Origin of the sequence: Myxococcus sp. AM011, from assembly GCF_013372595.1 — a bacterium.
Taxonomy (GTDB): domain Bacteria; phylum Myxococcota; class Myxococcia; order Myxococcales; family Myxococcaceae; genus Myxococcus; species Myxococcus eversor.
The window spans coordinates 1-15,346 of the sequence record NZ_JABXEM010000263.1; the positions used below are offsets into that span (position 1 = coordinate 1).

Consider the following 15,346-nt stretch of genomic DNA (forward strand, 5'->3'; position numbering starts at 1 on the left):
GGGACGGGGCATGGACCCGAGGGGGTAGCACGTCCGCGCCCCATCGTCGCGCCTGGGATGAGGGGCGCTACAGGGTGTCGGCGTCCTGCTCGGGGGTCGCGCTCATGACGTCGGCGTGGATGGCCGCCAGCTCCGCGCGCGTCCGGGCCTGCTCGATTCTCGCGGCGACCTCCTCCGAGACGGGCTGGGGAAGGCCCATGAGTGTCCGGGTCCGCAGCTCGTCGGTCGCGGGGGCACCCATCCGCAGCGTGAGCGCGCCAGCGACGGTGTGCCGGTGCTTCTCGTGAAAGGACTGCTGGGGGCCGTGCATGTCGAAGTACCACTGCTGGTTGGCGCCCTCCGCCCCGTTCCGGTTGTAGTTCTCGAGCGTGACGGTGTCCGCGCCATCACGGGCAATCACCGCGGCGAAGTGGAAGCTCCAGAGCTGCATCTCCTCCGGGGTCCGGTCGCGGCTTCCGACGATGGCGTAGGACTCACCGGGCTCTGGGTTGGCGTGGGCGTTGACACCCACCTGGCGACTTCGCGCGTCCGTCACGTCGGCGTACTGGTCCATATACCTCGCCGTCGCGTCGTCTCTTGCCTGCCGCAAGTGGGTGTCGAAGGAGTCCTGGAGCAGCTCTGCCCACTCATCGATTTCACGAGCGCCGTCCTGCGCATGCTGGGCGAGGAATGCTCCGAGCGTGCCCGCGAGTCGCTGCTGGACCTCGGGTTGCCTCTCATAGGCCCCGGCGAAGATCTCCCTCAGCAGGGCGATACGCAGCTCCCTCACGGGAATCACCGGCGCCAGAGCGGTGCTGGCATCGGTCAGTCGGTCTGTTCGGATGTCCACGCCGCCGAACGTGAACTGGAGCCGGGCCGCATCCTCGTTCTCATCCGAGATGGCATTCTGGTCCGTGACGAGGGTCTGGGGTGTGACGTCGGGATTGTCCGCCAGATGCCTCGCGATGACGTTGAGCTGCTCCACGACGGCGGGATAGGGAGACTGTTGCCGCAGGAGCGGCACTCCCCCTTCGCCAGGCTGGTAGATGGCGTGGGTCTGTCCCGAGTTCGTCACGCGGTCGGCCACATCGATGCACTCGTTGACATCGAAGAGGGGCTGCTGGGGATTCCGAGGCACGGGCGTCACGGCCCGCATGTCCGCGAGCGGCTCCGGCGCGGCTGGCCCTGCCTGGAGTTCGACCCGGGACTGGATGGCTTCGAGGATGAGGTTGGAGCGGTTGATTTCGGCGGGAGTGGCGTAGAAGTCCTTGGACTCGTTCTGCTCCGGCACGGCGAGGGTGTGGTGCTCCGAGACGCGGTAGCCGTCCTCGACGGTGTAGCGTTGGACGACGGGGGCGCTCCCAGCGGTGGCGGCGGGCGTGGCATGTCGCGCCTGGAGCGCGCTGGCCTGGGCCTCGCGGGCCACCACGCGGGGACTCTGGCTGACGTCCTGCTGGCGCTGGAGCAGGGACTGGACGGCGGGGCGCTGGTTCAACTTCCGCTGAAGGGCCTGGTGTCGCTTTCCCGAGGGCGTCTCGACGCAGGCGGCGGGGGCCTCGCTCGTGCCGCGCTCCTCCCAGGCTGCCTTGGTGGACGTGACGTCACTCTGCGGCCTCTCGTGGGTGTTCATGGCGTCGCGCTCCGGGCGTGACGCCAGCTTATGAGGGCGGGGTACGGCGCTGAACGCCTCGGCACGTCCTGTCCGGGGCGAGCGGGAATCCTCCCCGGTCGCGCCCGTAGGCAGTGCTCACTTCTTCCGACGTCCGGGAGCGGGCTGCGCCAGCGCGGGATGACCCCGGCGGACGAACGCCGCGAGCTTCTCCACGTCGATGGCGTCGATCCACGGCGCCTCGGCGTCGGCCTCCTCGCCCTCTTCGTCCTCGAAAATCTCGTCGGCGAAGACCTTCAGCAACCTGGGGGAGAGGGCATCCCGGACGCGCGGGTCCGTCTCCTCGATGAACGCGTACGGCTTCGTGCTCCGGATGTGCTTCGCGTCTCCCGTGACGAGTCGGGCGTTCACGCCGCCGTGCACCTTCACCGCGTGATAGTTCGTGTAGACGAAGGGCGCGCTGACGTCGCCGAACACCTCGCCGCAGGCGTCGTTGTCGACGAACAGGATGGACTGGCCGGCGACCAGGTCCCCGTGCACCTCGAGGAACCCGGCGGTGATGACGTCCCGGGCCCGCAGGGAGCCGGTGACGATGACGACCGACTCCGGGTCGAGCGAGTCCTCGTAGCGCCCCTTCACGGTGAGGTCGCCTTCGACGATGAGGAGGCCGATTCGGGGGCGGCGCCCGGTGACGAGCTCCTCGAGGCTGACGCGTCCCACGTGGTGGAGGATGTCGCTGTCGGCGCGGTCGCCCGCGACGCGCTGCTCGATGAAGCGCTTCGCGGCGCGCAGGGTGCTGGACTTCGCGAACTTCCCACGGGCGTGCTTCTTCAGCAGCGCCAGCGCCGATTGTTCGGTGAGTGTCCCCGCGCTGAAGCGCAGGGCCTTCGGGAGCAGGTGTTTCTTCGTGCCCATCATGCCACCAGGATACCGCACGAGGACCCCATCCCAAGGCGAGTTCGCGGTGGCCCCGGTTCGACTTCGCGGGTTCTACGCGCCCGCGGCGCGCACGAGCCGCAGCACGACGACGAAGTGGAACAGCGCGCCGACGATGGTCAACGCATGGAACAGCTCGTGGTAGCCGAAGACGCCAGGGCGGAGGTCAGGGCGTTTCAAGGCGTAGGCGATGGCCCCGGAGGTATAGGCGACGCCGCCCAGGAGGATGAGCACCAGCTCCACGCCGCCGAGCGCCGCGCGCACCTCGGGGAGATAGGGCACCAGCGTCCAGCCGACGGCGATGGCGAGGGCGGCGGTGAGAATCTTGGGGGCATGGGCCCAGAACAGGGACTTCACGACGCCGAGGAGGGCGCCGCACCAGATGGCGAGCAGCAGGCTGTCGCCCGCGGCACCGGAGAGCCCGATCAGGGCGATGGGCGTGTACGTGCCGGCGATGAGGATGAAGATGGAGGCATGGTCCATCTTCCGCATCCAGGCGCGGGCGCGAACGGACCAGTCCACGCGGTGGTAGGTGGCGCTGACCGAGAACAGCACGACCAGGCTGACGGCATACAGCGCGGCGGCGGTGGCGGTCCGGAGCGTGGGCGCCATGGAGACCAGCACCGCACCGGCCCCGAGCGCGCCCACGGCCGCGAACTGGTGCAGCACGCCGCGCAGCTTCGGCTTTTCGACGACGGCCTCGGTGGTCAGGACGGGCTCCCGGCATCCACGAAGCGGGCGCCGGAGGACCGCGCGAGGAGGCCAGGTTTCTCCAGCAGTGCGAGGGCACCGCTTCCGTGGCGTGGAGGGGTGGCTGCAAAGGCCATGGCGCGGTGCGTGATGAACATGGCTCCATCAGAAGCACAGTTGCCCTGTCAGAAGCGAGCGGCGCACCCCTGCACACACGTCCACGAGCCAAGAGGGCTCGTCACCGTCACGCGAAGGTGACTGCCGGGTTCACCAGAACTGCCACGTCAACGCCGGGGTGATGCCATTGGTGGAGCACACCAGCTCATCGACGTCGGTGCCCCGGCAGCATGGTTTGCGGCTGTAGAGAGGAGCGCACGGTTGCCCGTGGTAGGGACTGCACGAGGGCAGCTCGCTGCACGTGGCGGACTGGGACACGGCTCCGGACTCGTCGAGCCCGGCATCGTCCGCGACGTCTGGCGACGGCCCACCGCAGCCCAGCAAAGCAAGACATGAGAGCGACACCACCACCGCAAGCGAAAGCTTCATGAGAAGTTCCAATGCAGGACCGCGGGTGCGCCTCGGGTCCTAACATGAATCCCGCGAACCCCGATGAGATGGTGCTCACGGGGGTGTTTCCCCCAGACTCGGGGGATGGCAACCCAGCAAGAAATCGCGGACTTCATCTCCGCCGAGTTTCCGCAGACGCGGGTGCGGATTCTCGAGGTCGGGGACCACTCCGCCACGGTGGCACATGAAGTCGGTGTCGCGGAGCTGCGGCCCGGCGGCACGGTGTCCGGCCCGGTGCTGATGGCCACCGCCGACGTGGCGCTCTACGTCGCGATTCTGGGAGAGATTGGCATCGTCCCGCTCACCGTGACGACGAGCCTGAGCTTCAACTTCATGCGGAAGCCCTCGGCGGACCGGCGCATCGTCGGCGTGTGCAAGCTGCTGAAGCTGGGGCGGACGCTGGCGGTGGGCGAGGTGTCCCTCTACTCGGAGGGACTGCCGGAGCCCGTGGCCCACGCGGTGGGGACCTACGCGATTCCACCCATGGACCGGAGTGGCGGCACGGGCTCCTGAGCCACTCGAGTGGACGGAGGACGTCCAGGCCGGAGTCTCGACGAAGGGCTCGCCGCGCTGCTTCACCGCACCGAGCGAAGCGCGCGGGGCGAGCCACCCCCGAGCTTCTTCATCAGCCTCCGGAGCGTGCTCGCGTCCTGGTAGCCGACCTCGGCGGCGACATCGTCGATGCTCAGATGGGTGGCCTGGAGGAGCGCCTGGGCGCGCCGCACCTTGACGCTGTGGACGAGCGCGAGGGGGCTCCGGCCCGTCGCGCGCCGCACGTGGCGCGACAGCGTCCGCTCCGTCATGCCGAGGCGAGAGGCGAGCTCGGCGACGCCCGGGGGATTCGGGAAGCGTGCCTCCAGCTCCGAGGTGATGCGCGCAATCAACGCGTCTCCGTTCGCGAGCAGCTCGGGTGCGATGAACTTCGCCTGTGCCTGCCGTCCGTCGAGCAGCATGGTGCGCGCGAGGAGGTCGACCAGTCGCGCGCCGCAGCGCTCGCGAAGCAGGTGCAGCATGAGGTCCGTCTGCGCGAAGGCGGCTCCGGCCGTGATGATGGGACCATCCGCGCAGACCATCGCGTTCGAGTCGACCCGGCACTGTCCCTCCCACTCGGAGAGCAGGCCCGCGAGCCACCAGGTGGTGGTGGCCCGGCGTCCGACGAGGACCCCTGCTTGTTGCAGCAGGAAGACGGCGGTGCACGAGGCGGCGACACGTCCTCCCCGCGAGACGTGACGGGCGATGGCCTTCGAGAGCTTCGTGGCATCCGGTCTGCCGAGGCGCGCGCGCACGGCGGCGGCATTCGTCATCCCGAGCCCGGGGATGACCCAGGTCGTCTCGTCGCCGCGGGCCCCCACTCGCAGGCGCGACGTCTGGAGGCTCACGCGCTCCGAGAGGGGGACCTGACCTCCGTCGACCGAGCACACCTCGAAGTCCAGCGACTTCGCCCCCAGGGAGCGCGCCGCCCGCAGCATGTCGAGCGTCGCCGCGACACCCGTCGCGAAGGCTCCCTCCAGGGCGATGATGGTGAAGGACATGGTGTCTGAATCTGCCCGAAAAACGTCATTTCCGACACTGGTGGATGCGGCTGGGCGGATGGTCTCCTGGTGGCGAAAGGATACGAACGCCCATGACGACCCGAGCCGTTCCCGCCGCGCGCAATCTCGAAGAGGACGATGCCCTGGAGGATTTTCAGCACCGCGAAGTCACCCTGCGAGAGGAGACGCGGAAGGTCTACATGGCGGGGGCGGGCCCGGCGGTCATCGTGATGGCGGAGATGCCAGGCATCAGTCCGCGTGTCGCCCGCTTCGCCCGCTGGGTGAGGGACGCCGGCTTCACCGTGTGGATGCCGAGCCTCTTCGGCAAGGACGGCGCGGTCCCCACCGCGAAGGAGGGCAAGGCCATCTTCGAGCGCGCATGCATCAGCAAGGAGTTCCGGGCGCTCGGCGCGAACCAGTCCAGTCCCATCACGGTGTGGTTGAGGGCGCTGGCCGCCCAGGCGCATGCGGAGTGTGGCGGTCCGGGAGTGGGCGCGGTGGGGATGTGCTTCACCGGCAACTTCGCGCTGTCGATGATGCTGGAGAAGGCGGTGCTGGCGCCGGTGCTGTCGCAGCCGTCACTGCCGCTCGACGAGCCCGGGGGCGTGAACATCGCCCCGGAGGAATTGGAGCGTGTGCGGCAACGACTGGTGGACGAGGACCTGACCGTCCTGGCCTATCGCTTCCAGGGTGACGCCTTCTGTCGCGCGGAGCGCTTCGCCGCCTACCAGCAGGCCCTCGGAGAGCGCTTCCACGGGCGAGTGCTCCCGGACAGCGCGGCGGGGCCGAAGTCCGAGCGCCCCGACGACTTCTTCCGCTTCATCCCAACGCCTCACAGCGTGCTGACCGTCCACTTCGTCGACGAGGCGCACGCGCCCACCGCCGCCGCGCGGGACGAAATCCTGGCGTTCCTCCGGCGACGGCTCCTGGGTCGCTCGCTCGCCCGTGCTGCATCGGCGGTGACGGGCGCTCCGAACACTGAAGCAACTGCTTGACCATTGCGGCGCATCCCGCCAATACTGAAGCAAATGCTTCAGCATTCCTCCCTGGACCAGGTCTTTCACGCGCTGGCGGACCCGACGCGGAGAGCGATGGTCGAACGCCTCGCAGCCGGGCCGGTGTCGGTCAGTGACCTGGCCGCACCGTTTCCGGTGTCGCTGTCGGCCATTGGCCAGCACGTCCATCTGCTCGAATCGAGCGGGCTCGTCCGCACCAGCAAGGTGGGACGGGTCCGCACGGTGGAGCTGGCGCCGGACGTGCTGGCCGCCGCCGAACAGTGGTTCGCGAGTCACCGCTCGCGCTGGGAGCGTCGTCTGGACCGGCTCGGGGCGCTGCTGATGGAGCCGGACGAAGAGCCCGAACCCCCCACGAAGTCACGCCGGAGGAAAAAGCCATGACCTCGCCTGTCATCCACAAGAGCTTCACCCTGGAGCGCACCTATCCCACGTCTCCGGCGCGCGTCTTCAAGGCCATGTCGGACCCGCGCAAGAAGCGTCGCTGGTTCGCCGAGGGCGAGGGGTTCATCGTCGACAGCTACTCGCTGGACTTCAAGGTGGGCGGCTTCGAGCGCACGCGCTTTCGCTACGGTGATGGCCCGGAGATGACCCATGACTGCGTCTATCTGGACATCATCGAGGACATGCGCCTCATCTTCGCCTACTCGATGACGTACGACGGCGCGCCCATGTCGTCGTCCCTGGGCTCGATGGAGTTCGTCCCGGTCCCCTCGGGGACCTCGTTGCGGCTCACCGAGCACACGGCCTTCGTCGACGGCAAGGATGGCTCGGAAGGGCGCAAGGAGGGCTCTCGCGAGCTGCTCGAGTGTCTGGCCCGGGAGCTCGAAGCGCATCCCGAGTAGGCTGCGCCCCGGGCGAAGTCGTGCCCGGTGGAGTGCGCGTCATGGGTGCAATCACGGACCCCTTCGCGGGGAGACCCACGGCGATGACCGGAGAGCGCAGGCGGACGGTGGCACGAAGGTCACCATCACCCGCGAGAACGTGTCGCCCGGCATCTCCGAGGAGGACCATGCGCAAGGCCTGCAATCGTCGCTGGCCAACCTGGCGGCCTACGTCGAGCGCGGCGGCTGACGCCACTGCGTGAGGTGGGGGAGGGTGGCTGCCCACAGAGGCCCACTGTGTCCGTGACGTTGGCTACAGGGCTTCGCTGGGGAGGGCGAGGGGGCGTTCTGTTCGGCGGCGGGCGCTGGGGCGTAAGCCCCGCGTGCCGGGTGGCACGAGAGGCCGGAACAGTTCGTGGGGTCGATGTGTTACATGGACCTTCGGTACCAGGCAGGCGATGGCCGCGGCGGGCTCCTCCCAGCGCGACACCAGACTCCACCGATGGTGCCCCTGGCGGCGTGGTGAAGGCGGGTGGACGTTGTCGCACGCGACGAAGGCGAAATTTCTCGAGTCAGGGCTCTTTCTTCAGGACTTACAGGCTCGGGTGGAGCTCTACCTGGGAGCGAGCGGGCGTTCGCCTCGGGACCTGCCGTGGATGTACGTGAAGACGGGCGTCATCCTGGCGTGGTTCGCGGCCTCCTATGCGTGGCTCGTCTTCGGCGCCGCGGGCCCCTGGGGCGCGCTCGCCGGCTGCCTGTCGCTGGGGCTGGCCATCGCCGGCGTGGGGTTCAGCGTCCAGCATGACGCCAACCATGGAAGCTATTCCTCGCGTCGCGGCATCAATCAGTTTCTGGGAGGAACGCTCGATGCCATCGGCGGCTCCTCGTACGTGTGGGGCTGGAAGCACAACATCTTCCATCACAGCCACACGAACGTGGTGGGCCTGGACGCGGACATCGACATCCAGCCGTTCTGCAGGCTGGCGCCGGCGCAGAAGCTGCGGTCGGGGCATCGCTTCCAGTACGCCTATATCTGGCTGCTCTACGGGCTGCTGACCTTGAAGTGGCACTTCGTGGACGACTTCAAGGACCTGCTCAACGGGCGCGTGGGGCGACAGAAGATGCCGCGCCCCAACCGGCGGATGCTGGCGGGCGCCGTGGGCGGCAAGCTCCTGTTCTATGGCTGGGCGCTCATCGTGCCGTGGTTCTTCCACCCGCTCTGGCAAGTCTTGTTGGGCCATGTGGTCACCTCGTTCGTGCTCGGGCTGACGCTGGCCACGGTGTTCCAGATGGCGCATTGCGTGGAGGAGGCGGACTTCTCCGTGCCACCGGAAGGCGGCGCCACCTTTCCTCGCGACTGGGCCACGCACCAGGTCTTGTCGACGGTGGACTTCGCGCGGGGCAACCCGCTGGTGAGCTGGTACCTGGGAGGGCTGAACTTCCAGGTGGAGCACCACCTCTTCCCCAGGGTGTGTCACCTGCACTATCCGGCGCTCTCTCGCATCGTCGAGGAGACCTGTCGTGAGCACGGCATCCGCTACCGTGCGAACGAGAGCGTCGGTGCGGCATTGAAGAGCCACGTGCGGTGGCTCAAGCGGATGGGGCAGCCTGCTGCCATCGAGGGCGCGGTATGAGTGACGAGACGGAGAAGGTGCGGTACGGGCGGGCGCAGAAGTTCAGGCTTTCACCCAAGGGGACGGAAGCCGTGGCGGCGTATACCGTCATGATTGAAGCAGCCAAGGCCGGCAGTGGACGCGCCCAGTTCGACGCGGCCCGCGCCACCTGGGGTGCGTCGCTCGGGCTCGGCGCGGAGGATGGGCTCTTCCTGGTGGAGTTCGAGGCAGGCGGGAGGACCGTCTCCGAGGCGACGCACAGCCTGGAGGGCTGTGACATCTCCGCGAAGGTGGTGAAGGAGGCCGTCGACCGGCTGTTGAAGTGCGGCATGCTGGAGCCGCTGCCGGCGCCTCCTCCGAAGGTCGCTCCTCCCCGCCGCTACTGGTAGGGGACGTCAGGCCGACCGCGCCGGGGCGTTCCCGGTCGCGGCCGGAGGCTCCGCCGGTGGTGAGCGTGCAGGCTCCCATCGCTCGCGCAGGGCCTTGCCGAGTCGGGCGGAGAGGCGGACCGATTCCAGTGGCTCCCTTGCTCCTCGCTTCGCCTATCTTCGGGCCAAGGCCCCGTTCACCGGGACGCCGACGAAAGGGCACGTCATGCACCGAGGAGCCTGCCTTTGCGGAGCCATCACGTTCGAGGTGGCGGGAGACCTGCCGCCACCGAATGCCTGTCATTGCTCGCAGTGCCGCAAGCAATCAGGACACTTCTGGGCGTCCACCGACGTCCCCCGTGCCGCCGTGACTGTCCACGGCGCCGACAAGGTCACCTGGTTCCGCTCGTCGGAGAAGGTGCGGCGGGGGTTCTGCTCCACCTGCGGGTCGGTGCTCTTCTGGGACCCGATTCACGGGGACTGGACGGCCATCGCCATGGGGGCCTTCGATGCGCCCACCCACGCCCGGCTGGCGAAGCACATCTTCGTGGCCAGCAAGGGGGACTACTACGAGCTGGGGGACGGCTTGCCCCAGCATGAGCGATAAGGCCGGCGAGACTCCCCATGCGCCTCTTCCCACACCCCTTCGCCGCTCTCGTCGTCCTCGTCACGCTCGGCGCCGCCGCCCAGACGCCCTCGTCCCCGGTGGGGTCCGTGTCGCCCACCACCGGCCTGGTGCTGCGCGACGACGTGGTGCGCGCCCTCATCCATGAGAGCTCCGGTGACCGCATCCATGACGGGGTGCAGCGACTGGCGCTCCTCGCCCGTGACAACGCGGGCGGCTACACCGAAGCGGCCGTGTGGACGAAGGCCGCCGCCGAGGCCGCGGGGCTGAAGGACGTGCGCCTGGAGCCGATGAAGCAAGGGCCCCAGTGGCGCGCCACCCGGGGCGAGCTGTGGGTGGCCGGCCCCCAGCGCTACCGGGTGACGTCCCATGCGGACCTGCCCATGTCGCTGGCGATAAAGAGCGGGAGCTTCGAGGGCGCGGACCTGGAGCTGGTCGACGTGGGCACCGGCACCCAGGATGCCGAGTACGCGGGCAAGGACCTGAAGGGCAAGGTGGTGCTCACGCGCGGCCACCCCAGCGCCACCCTGCGCAGGGCGGTGACGAAGCTGGGCGCGGTGGGCGTCGTCTCCTCCTATTCGACGCCGCCGTGGAACCTGCCCCACCGTCTGGACGGCGACTTCCCGGACCAGGTGGGCTGGGCCATCGTCCCGCCGGGGCTGGTGCCCGAGGGCCAGCCCGCGCCGTTCCTGTTCATGGTCTCCGACCGCCAGGGCCGTGAGCTGCGCGCCCAGTTGCTGACGGGCCCGGTGAAGGTGGACGTGCATGTCGCCACCGAGGAGTACCCGGGGCACTACGGCATCCTCAGTGGCGTCATCCCCGGCACGCGCGCTGGCGAGGAGGTCGTCCTCACCGCGCACCTGGACCACTACAAGCCCGGCGCGGATGACAACGCCTCGGGCTCGGCCACGTTGCTGGAGCTGGTGCGCACGTACACCACGCTCATCCGCCAGGGCGTGCTTCCTCCTCCCGTGCGCACGCTGCGCGTGTTGTGGCTGCCGGAGTTCGAGGGCACCCGGGAGTGGTTCGCCCTCCACGGCGCCGACCCCGTGCGGCGGGTGGCCCACTTCAACTTCGACATGCTCGGCGCGAGCCTGTCCCGGGCCCACTCGCGCTTCCTGGTGTCCTATACGCCGGACTGGAATGGCAGCTTCGTGAACGCCGTGTCCGAGTCCACCGTGGCCTTCATGAACCGCTTCAACGGGGTGGCGTATCCGCCCCGGAAGGACTTCCGCATCGGCTCGGTCACCGGCTCCAGGGACCCGCTGGATGCGCACCTGGACCGGTACAGTCGGGGCTCGGACCACCAGCTCTTCAATGACCACGGCATCCCTGGCGTGGCCTTCTCCACCTGGCCCGACGACACCTACCACACCAGCGGAGACAGGCCGGAGCTGGTGGACCCCACCCAGCTCCACCGCGCCGCCTTCGCGGGCCTGTCCTCCATCACCGTCGCCGCCTGGGCGGAAGGGCCCGGCGCGCTCGACCTGGCGCGACTGGTGGCGGTGCACGGCGCGCGGCGCGTGGCGGAGGACGAGTTCAGGGCCCGCCGCGACCTGGCCTCCGCCCCCGCGACCGGCGTCGCCGGCATGCACCGGCTGGCCCGCGCGGTGGTGCGCGCCGCCTACCAGCGCGAGCGCGACGCGCTGCTCTCCTGCGTGCAACTGGGCGCTCCGGCCAAGGCCGTGCGGACGATGACGCAGTCACTGGAGAGGGCGGAGGCCCAGGCGCTGGAGCGGCTCGACGCGGACAGCAAGGCGCGCGGAGTGTCGCTGAAGGAGCCCGCGCCCTCCGAGGCGGAGCGCCGCGCCCGGGCCTTCGTCCCGCGCCGCGTGAAGGGGCAGGAGCTGGCGTCCTTCGACGAGCTGGTGACTCGGGCGGCCCCCGAGGACCAGCCCCGCGTGGCCACCGTGCAGGCCGCGCTGCGCGAAGCGACCACGGCCTTGCGAGAGCGCGGCGAGGGCGAGCTGCGCTTCTACCAACTGCCGGATGCCCTCGCGAGCTACGCCGATGGCAAGCGCTCCGTGGCGGACATCCGCGACGCGGCCTATGCCGAGTACGGCCACGTCTTCCCCGTGGAGGCCCTGATGGACCTCTTCGGATTGCTGGAGCGGGGCGGCATCATGACGACCGCCCGCTGAGCCCGGCGCTACAGGGAGAGGCGCTTCTTGGTGAAGGTGAGCCCCGGCGTGCCCAGGTCCTGGAGCCACGGAGCTGGAGGCTCTGAGATGAGCGCGGCGGTCATCGTCTCGAGCCACTGCGCGAAGGACTCGAAGTCCGGCGTCGCATCCTCGGGCTTCAGCCAGGCCCCCGTCGCCAGCACCCTGGCGCGAGGCATCTCCGCGTGGTGGTAGTAGACCGGGTACTCCCCGTCCGCGCGGGGCGCGCTCACGTCGAAGCACCACACGGCCTCGCCCTCCGCCTCCGCGAAGCCGACCAGGTGGTTGGTGGAGAGGTCGACGCCCTCGTCGATGGTGACCCCCTCTGGCAGGTGGACCCAGTCCTCGTTCGCCTTGCCGAGCGCGTCCGCGTCGTAGAGCTTGAACCCCCGCTCCCGTCCCACCGCCGGAACGTGCCGCGTGGCGGACCTCAAGCCCGTGCCCAGGGCTTCGCGGTAGGTGGGAGGCGGGGTCCATTCGATGACGCCGAAGGGCGGAGTGATGGCTTCCACCAGGGCCTCCGGTGCAATCGGGGTCCCCATCTTCACCTTCAGGGACTTCGCCTGGCGCAACGCTTCGAGAATCGCGGTGACCTGTTTCATTCGCGAGGAAGCTACTGCGCGTCCTCCCTGGGTGCCGCGAATGTGCACCCGTGAACGGAAGGACGCCCGCTTCGCGGGGGTCACTCGCGGCGGCGCGCGCTGCGGGCCCAGGTGCGCTCGCCCCCTTGGTTGGTTCCGGGGTGAACGACCTTGGGGGCGAAACCTGCCTTTCGTCCGAGTAATCCCCGATTGGCGGCGATGACAGGCCGCGAGAAGAGGAAAGTCGCGCTGATACTGGAATATCTGGCACATGTCGCTACATGGGCTGGGGTGGGTCAGGGCAAGAAGTGCGAAGGATGACGTGCGTGGGGGTGGACATCGTCCAAGCCGAATGCTTAGGCTGTGTCGTCTTGTAGGGTTGATACTCTGTGGGGCCGGACGGCGACTCTCCCTGTCCGCGATGAAAGAAGAACAAGGCAATGGCAACCGGTACCGTGAAGTGGTTCAACGATGCGAAGGGCTTCGGCTTCATCACCCAGGACGGCGGGGGCGAGGACCTGTTCTGCCACCACACGTCCATCCAGGCGGACGGCTTCCGCTCCCTGGCCGAAGGCCAGAAGGTGGAGTTCGATGTCGCCCGGGGCCCCAAGGGCCTGCAGGCTCAGAACGTTCGCCCGATCTAAGCCCCTCGTCATCCTGACGACTTCGTGATTCACCCAGAAGGTCCGGTCCATCAAAGGGTCGGGCCTTCTGTATTTTCGGGACCTGCTCCGTAGAGGGTGTCCACTCCGTCGGCAGGGGTTCCCCGAGGAGCACCAGGCCGGCCAAGGTCCTCCGCGAAACAGCGGGGTGGATGAAGCCCGCCGCGCTCCGGCCCGTGCCTTGCGCCTCGGAAGGGGCTGTCAGGAGGCGCTCGCCATCCTGTTCCTCCTCCGCTCGTCCACGCTGGCGTCGGTGGGCCTCTTCTTCTCGAGGGCCGTGGCCGAGTCCTTCCATGCGGGTGGTGAGCGGAGCCCCGTTCGTCGGACACGCTGGCGGCTACGAGGTCGCCCTTTTGCGGTGCCTCGTCATCTCGGTGCTGCTCCTGACTGTCGGGCCCGGGCGCTTCCCGGTGGTTGCCTGGCTGCGAAAGACGCTCGCCGGCGCGTGAGCGCGTGCGGCGTTGGCTTTCGTCCTCGGTTCAGCGCCTCGTCGGAGTGTCCGCCGCGCCACGCTTGAGTCTGGATGTGGGAAGCCACGATTTCAGCGGCGGTCTGTCTGGGATTGGTTGAGGGAGGAACCCAATGTCTGGCGTTCCTTCTTCAATAGGGGCACTCCGTCATGATGAAGCGATTGCCGTTCGTGGTCATGTTGAGCCTGGCCGCTTCCCTGGTTGCCTGTGGCGGCGCGATGGATGAGGGCGCGCAAGAAGTCGTAGCGGCTCAGCCTGGACAGGACGACACCAACGTCTCCGTGGAGGAGGCCCCGGGGACTGTCAGGGCGGCGGCGTATGGCTGCTGCGCGTGGTGCTGGAATCGTGACCGCTATCACCTGGTCGAGGGCGTCGTCTCGAATTGTACCCAGCGTGCCAGTGATTACTGCGGGGTAGGCACGCGCGGTGGCCTCTTCGACGCCGCGTGGACTGACTGCGCGCCGTAGCCCGCTCCAGGAAGGAAGGGCTGGGGCGCAGTGAGGCGCTCCAGTCCCTCCGGAGAGTCGCGGTCGCTGGACGTCCTCCCGGCCGCGTCACGGCTCACTGACCGATGAGCGAAGATGGGAGGGGCGAAGTGCTCCTGCCCGAGCTGCTCGGCTGCGACGTGGAGGGCCCCGTGGGGCGCGCGTTCGACGAGGCCGAGCGATGCGGCGGTCGCCAGCTCATCAAGATTCGCAGGTAGGGAGCGGGCTTCGTCGAGCCGGGAAGGTCAGAGAAGATGCGCTCCCGGTTCTCGTCGAGCAGTGCGTAGTCATCCAGGAAGTCCAGGCCGGCCGAAGTGCTCAGCCACAGGTCGCTGCTGCCCATGCGCAGATTCACCGTGGGGCCGAGCCGCAGCTCCGTCTGGCTCAGGTACCGGACGCCGGGCGCGGAGCTGCTGGCCGGCAGGTCGACGCGGAACACCTGTCGCTCGAACCCACCCGTGAAGCCCAGCTCCAGGCCGCTGCCCACCTTCATGAGCAGGGTGGCGCGAGGGAAGCCCAGCTCCAGGATGTATGGGTCCATGCGGTAGGTGAAGCCCACGACGGGAATGACGGGCACCTTCTCGAACGGATACTGCGTGGCCACTCCCAGCGTCAGCGTCTTCCTCGGGTCTCCTCCGAGGAAGTAGCTGCCCAGGGCGAAGCCCGTCCAGGACGTGTCCCGGCTGGCGTCGAACTCCTTGAAGCCCTTGGAGAAGTCGGGGCGGATGTTGCCGGAGGCGCCCACCAGCAGCAGTCCTCGGGGAGAAACGGGGACGAGCAGCGAGAGCCCGAGCTGGAAGCGGTGGAGGTTCCCGCTCTTCTCCCCCTCCTGTTCATGGAGCGGCGCGGTCCGGCGCTCCATTCCCATCCACCGGGTCTCGAACCCCAGGGTGGGAATCAGCTTCAACATGCCCAGCTCCAGGATGGGCATCATGGGGCGCACCTCGAGCTTGAGGTGCTCCTTCAGCTTGCCGCCCCGCGAGCCGATCTCCGTGCCCTTCGTCCAGGAGAAGCCCACGTAGGCCCGGTCCTGTGACGTCTGCGCGCTCGCGACGCCCGACGACAGCAGCGCGAGGGTGAGGAGGAACGGCGGAGCCTGGAGACGTGTGGCTCGGCCGCGGGGGAGGGTGGAGTGCTTGGCGCTCATGGGGTGACGAGGCCTCCGGCTGAATTCGTCAGTTATTGATTTCATACTCACTAATTCGGCGCGCGGGCGGGGAGCAGGTGCTGGGC

Annotated in this window: 17 protein-coding genes; 10 read left to right on the forward strand and 7 right to left on the reverse strand. The window is 68.7% G+C overall.

Annotated features, from left to right (window positions below; translation table 11 throughout):
• Positions 1-67: 67 nt before the first annotated feature.
• The 4 genes from HUW62_RS37890 to HUW62_RS37905 all read right to left on the reverse strand — a co-directional run bounded on the left by HUW62_RS37890 (position 68) and on the right by HUW62_RS37905 (position 3,760).
• A complete protein-coding gene (locus HUW62_RS37890) occupies positions 68-1,609 on the reverse strand; it encodes a hypothetical protein (protein WP_176437187.1) in 1,542 nt (513 codons plus the stop codon).
• A 117-nt stretch (positions 1,610-1,726) separates the two neighbouring features.
• Positions 1,727-2,524: a polymer-forming cytoskeletal protein gene (locus tag HUW62_RS37895; protein WP_163868808.1), complete on the reverse strand. Its 798-nt coding sequence runs from the start codon at positions 2,522-2,524 to the stop codon at positions 1,727-1,729.
• Positions 2,525-2,578: 54 nt separating this feature from the next.
• A complete protein-coding gene (locus HUW62_RS37900) occupies positions 2,579-3,235 on the reverse strand; it encodes a hemolysin III family protein (protein ID WP_163868915.1) in 657 nt (218 codons plus the stop codon).
• A gap of 246 nt (positions 3,236-3,481) precedes the next feature.
• Positions 3,482-3,760, reverse strand: a complete 279-nt coding sequence (locus HUW62_RS37905) for a hypothetical protein (protein WP_176437188.1) — start codon at positions 3,758-3,760, stop codon at positions 3,482-3,484.
• Between the two features lie 105 nt (positions 3,761-3,865).
• On the opposite strand from HUW62_RS37905, the gene HUW62_RS37910 reads away from it, so the two are divergent.
• The gene (locus tag HUW62_RS37910) at positions 3,866-4,294 is read left to right on the forward strand and encodes a PaaI family thioesterase (RefSeq protein ID WP_163868806.1); all 429 of its coding nucleotides are present in this window, start codon (positions 3,866-3,868) and stop codon (positions 4,292-4,294) included.
• Positions 4,295-4,356: 62 nt separating this feature from the next.
• On the opposite strand, the gene HUW62_RS37915 is transcribed toward HUW62_RS37910, so the two are convergent.
• Complete coding sequence (locus HUW62_RS37915) at positions 4,357-5,313, reverse strand: GlxA family transcriptional regulator (protein WP_163868805.1); 957 nt, start codon at positions 5,311-5,313, stop codon at positions 4,357-4,359.
• A gap of 92 nt (positions 5,314-5,405) precedes the next feature.
• Here HUW62_RS37915 and HUW62_RS37920 point away from each other — a divergent pair, with 92 nt between their 5' ends.
• From HUW62_RS37920 to HUW62_RS37955, 7 genes are all read left to right on the forward strand, one after another.
• Complete coding sequence (locus tag HUW62_RS37920) at positions 5,406-6,308, forward strand: dienelactone hydrolase family protein (protein ID WP_163868804.1); 903 nt, start codon at positions 5,406-5,408, stop codon at positions 6,306-6,308.
• A 33-nt stretch (positions 6,309-6,341) separates the two neighbouring features.
• Complete coding sequence (locus HUW62_RS37925) at positions 6,342-6,710, forward strand: helix-turn-helix transcriptional regulator (protein ID WP_163868803.1); 369 nt, start codon at positions 6,342-6,344, stop codon at positions 6,708-6,710.
• Entirely contained in the window at positions 6,707-7,171 is a 465-nt protein-coding gene (locus HUW62_RS37930; protein WP_176437189.1) for an SRPBCC family protein, read from the forward strand. The genes HUW62_RS37925 and HUW62_RS37930 overlap by 4 nt, the downstream gene beginning before the upstream one ends.
• A gap of 584 nt (positions 7,172-7,755) precedes the next feature.
• Positions 7,756-8,784 (forward strand): acyl-CoA desaturase, encoded by a 1,029-nt coding sequence (locus tag HUW62_RS37940; RefSeq protein WP_240356840.1) that lies wholly within the window; start codon positions 7,756-7,758, stop codon positions 8,782-8,784.
• Positions 8,781-9,152 carry a hypothetical protein gene (locus HUW62_RS37945; RefSeq protein WP_163868800.1) on the forward strand — a complete coding sequence of 124 codons (372 nt, stop codon included), beginning with the start codon at positions 8,781-8,783 and terminating at the stop codon, positions 9,150-9,152. The genes HUW62_RS37940 and HUW62_RS37945 overlap by 4 nt, the downstream gene beginning before the upstream one ends.
• 205 nt (positions 9,153-9,357) lie before the next feature.
• Positions 9,358-9,738, forward strand: a complete 381-nt coding sequence (locus HUW62_RS37950) for a GFA family protein (protein ID WP_176437190.1) — start codon at positions 9,358-9,360, stop codon at positions 9,736-9,738.
• 17 nt (positions 9,739-9,755) lie between these two features.
• The gene (locus HUW62_RS37955; protein WP_176437191.1) at positions 9,756-11,897 is read left to right on the forward strand and encodes a M28 family peptidase; all 2,142 of its coding nucleotides are present in this window, start codon (positions 9,756-9,758) and stop codon (positions 11,895-11,897) included.
• 8 nt (positions 11,898-11,905) lie between these two features.
• Here HUW62_RS37955 and HUW62_RS37960 read toward each other — a convergent pair whose 3' ends face one another.
• The gene (locus HUW62_RS37960; RefSeq protein WP_176437192.1) at positions 11,906-12,517 is read right to left on the reverse strand and encodes a hypothetical protein; all 612 of its coding nucleotides are present in this window, start codon (positions 12,515-12,517) and stop codon (positions 11,906-11,908) included.
• Positions 12,518-12,936: 419 nt separating this feature from the next.
• Between HUW62_RS37960 and HUW62_RS37965 the strand changes: the two genes are divergently transcribed.
• Together HUW62_RS37965 and HUW62_RS37970 are read left to right on the forward strand one after the other, a co-directional pair.
• Positions 12,937-13,140 carry a cold-shock protein gene (locus tag HUW62_RS37965; RefSeq protein WP_141640366.1) on the forward strand — a complete coding sequence of 68 codons (204 nt, stop codon included), beginning with the start codon at positions 12,937-12,939 and terminating at the stop codon, positions 13,138-13,140.
• Positions 13,141-13,777: 637 nt separating this feature from the next.
• Positions 13,778-14,095: a hypothetical protein gene (locus tag HUW62_RS37970; RefSeq protein WP_176437193.1), complete on the forward strand. Its 318-nt coding sequence runs from the start codon at positions 13,778-13,780 to the stop codon at positions 14,093-14,095.
• 94 nt (positions 14,096-14,189) lie between these two features.
• Here the strand turns inward: HUW62_RS37970 and HUW62_RS37975 are convergent, their stop codons facing one another.
• Complete coding sequence (locus HUW62_RS37975) at positions 14,190-15,260, reverse strand: hypothetical protein (RefSeq protein WP_176437194.1); 1,071 nt, start codon at positions 15,258-15,260, stop codon at positions 14,190-14,192.
• Positions 15,261-15,346: the final 86 nt, after the last annotated feature.

What these genes read in the sequence shown, in the direction of transcription:
- HUW62_RS37930 (WP_176437189.1), top strand. Translation starts at nt 6,707, where the DNA reads ATGACCTCGCCTGTCATCCACAAGAGCTTCACCCTGGAGCGCACCTAT.
- HUW62_RS37955 (WP_176437191.1), top strand. Translation starts at nt 9,756, where the DNA reads ATGCGCCTCTTCCCACACCCCTTCGCCGCTCTCGTCGTCCTCGTCACG.
- HUW62_RS37960 (WP_176437192.1), bottom strand. Translation starts at nt 12,517, where the DNA reads ATGAAACAGGTCACCGCGATTCTCGAAGCGTTGCGCCAGGCGAAGTCC.
- HUW62_RS37945 (WP_163868800.1), top strand. Translation starts at nt 8,781, where the DNA reads ATGAGTGACGAGACGGAGAAGGTGCGGTACGGGCGGGCGCAGAAGTTC.
- HUW62_RS37920 (WP_163868804.1), top strand. Translation starts at nt 5,406, where the DNA reads ATGACGACCCGAGCCGTTCCCGCCGCGCGCAATCTCGAAGAGGACGAT.
- HUW62_RS37975 (WP_176437194.1), bottom strand. Translation starts at nt 15,260, where the DNA reads ATGAGCGCCAAGCACTCCACCCTCCCCCGCGGCCGAGCCACACGTCTC.
- HUW62_RS37905 (WP_176437188.1), bottom strand. Translation starts at nt 3,760, where the DNA reads ATGAAGCTTTCGCTTGCGGTGGTGGTGTCGCTCTCATGTCTTGCTTTG.
- HUW62_RS37970 (WP_176437193.1), top strand. Translation starts at nt 13,778, where the DNA reads ATGATGAAGCGATTGCCGTTCGTGGTCATGTTGAGCCTGGCCGCTTCC.
- HUW62_RS37910 (WP_163868806.1), top strand. Translation starts at nt 3,866, where the DNA reads ATGGCAACCCAGCAAGAAATCGCGGACTTCATCTCCGCCGAGTTTCCG.
- HUW62_RS37915 (WP_163868805.1), bottom strand. Translation starts at nt 5,313, where the DNA reads ATGTCCTTCACCATCATCGCCCTGGAGGGAGCCTTCGCGACGGGTGTC.
- HUW62_RS37890 (WP_176437187.1), bottom strand. Translation starts at nt 1,609, where the DNA reads ATGAACACCCACGAGAGGCCGCAGAGTGACGTCACGTCCACCAAGGCA.
- HUW62_RS37950 (WP_176437190.1), top strand. Translation starts at nt 9,358, where the DNA reads ATGCACCGAGGAGCCTGCCTTTGCGGAGCCATCACGTTCGAGGTGGCG.
- HUW62_RS37925 (WP_163868803.1), top strand. Translation starts at nt 6,342, where the DNA reads ATGCTTCAGCATTCCTCCCTGGACCAGGTCTTTCACGCGCTGGCGGAC.
- HUW62_RS37965 (WP_141640366.1), top strand. Translation starts at nt 12,937, where the DNA reads ATGGCAACCGGTACCGTGAAGTGGTTCAACGATGCGAAGGGCTTCGGC.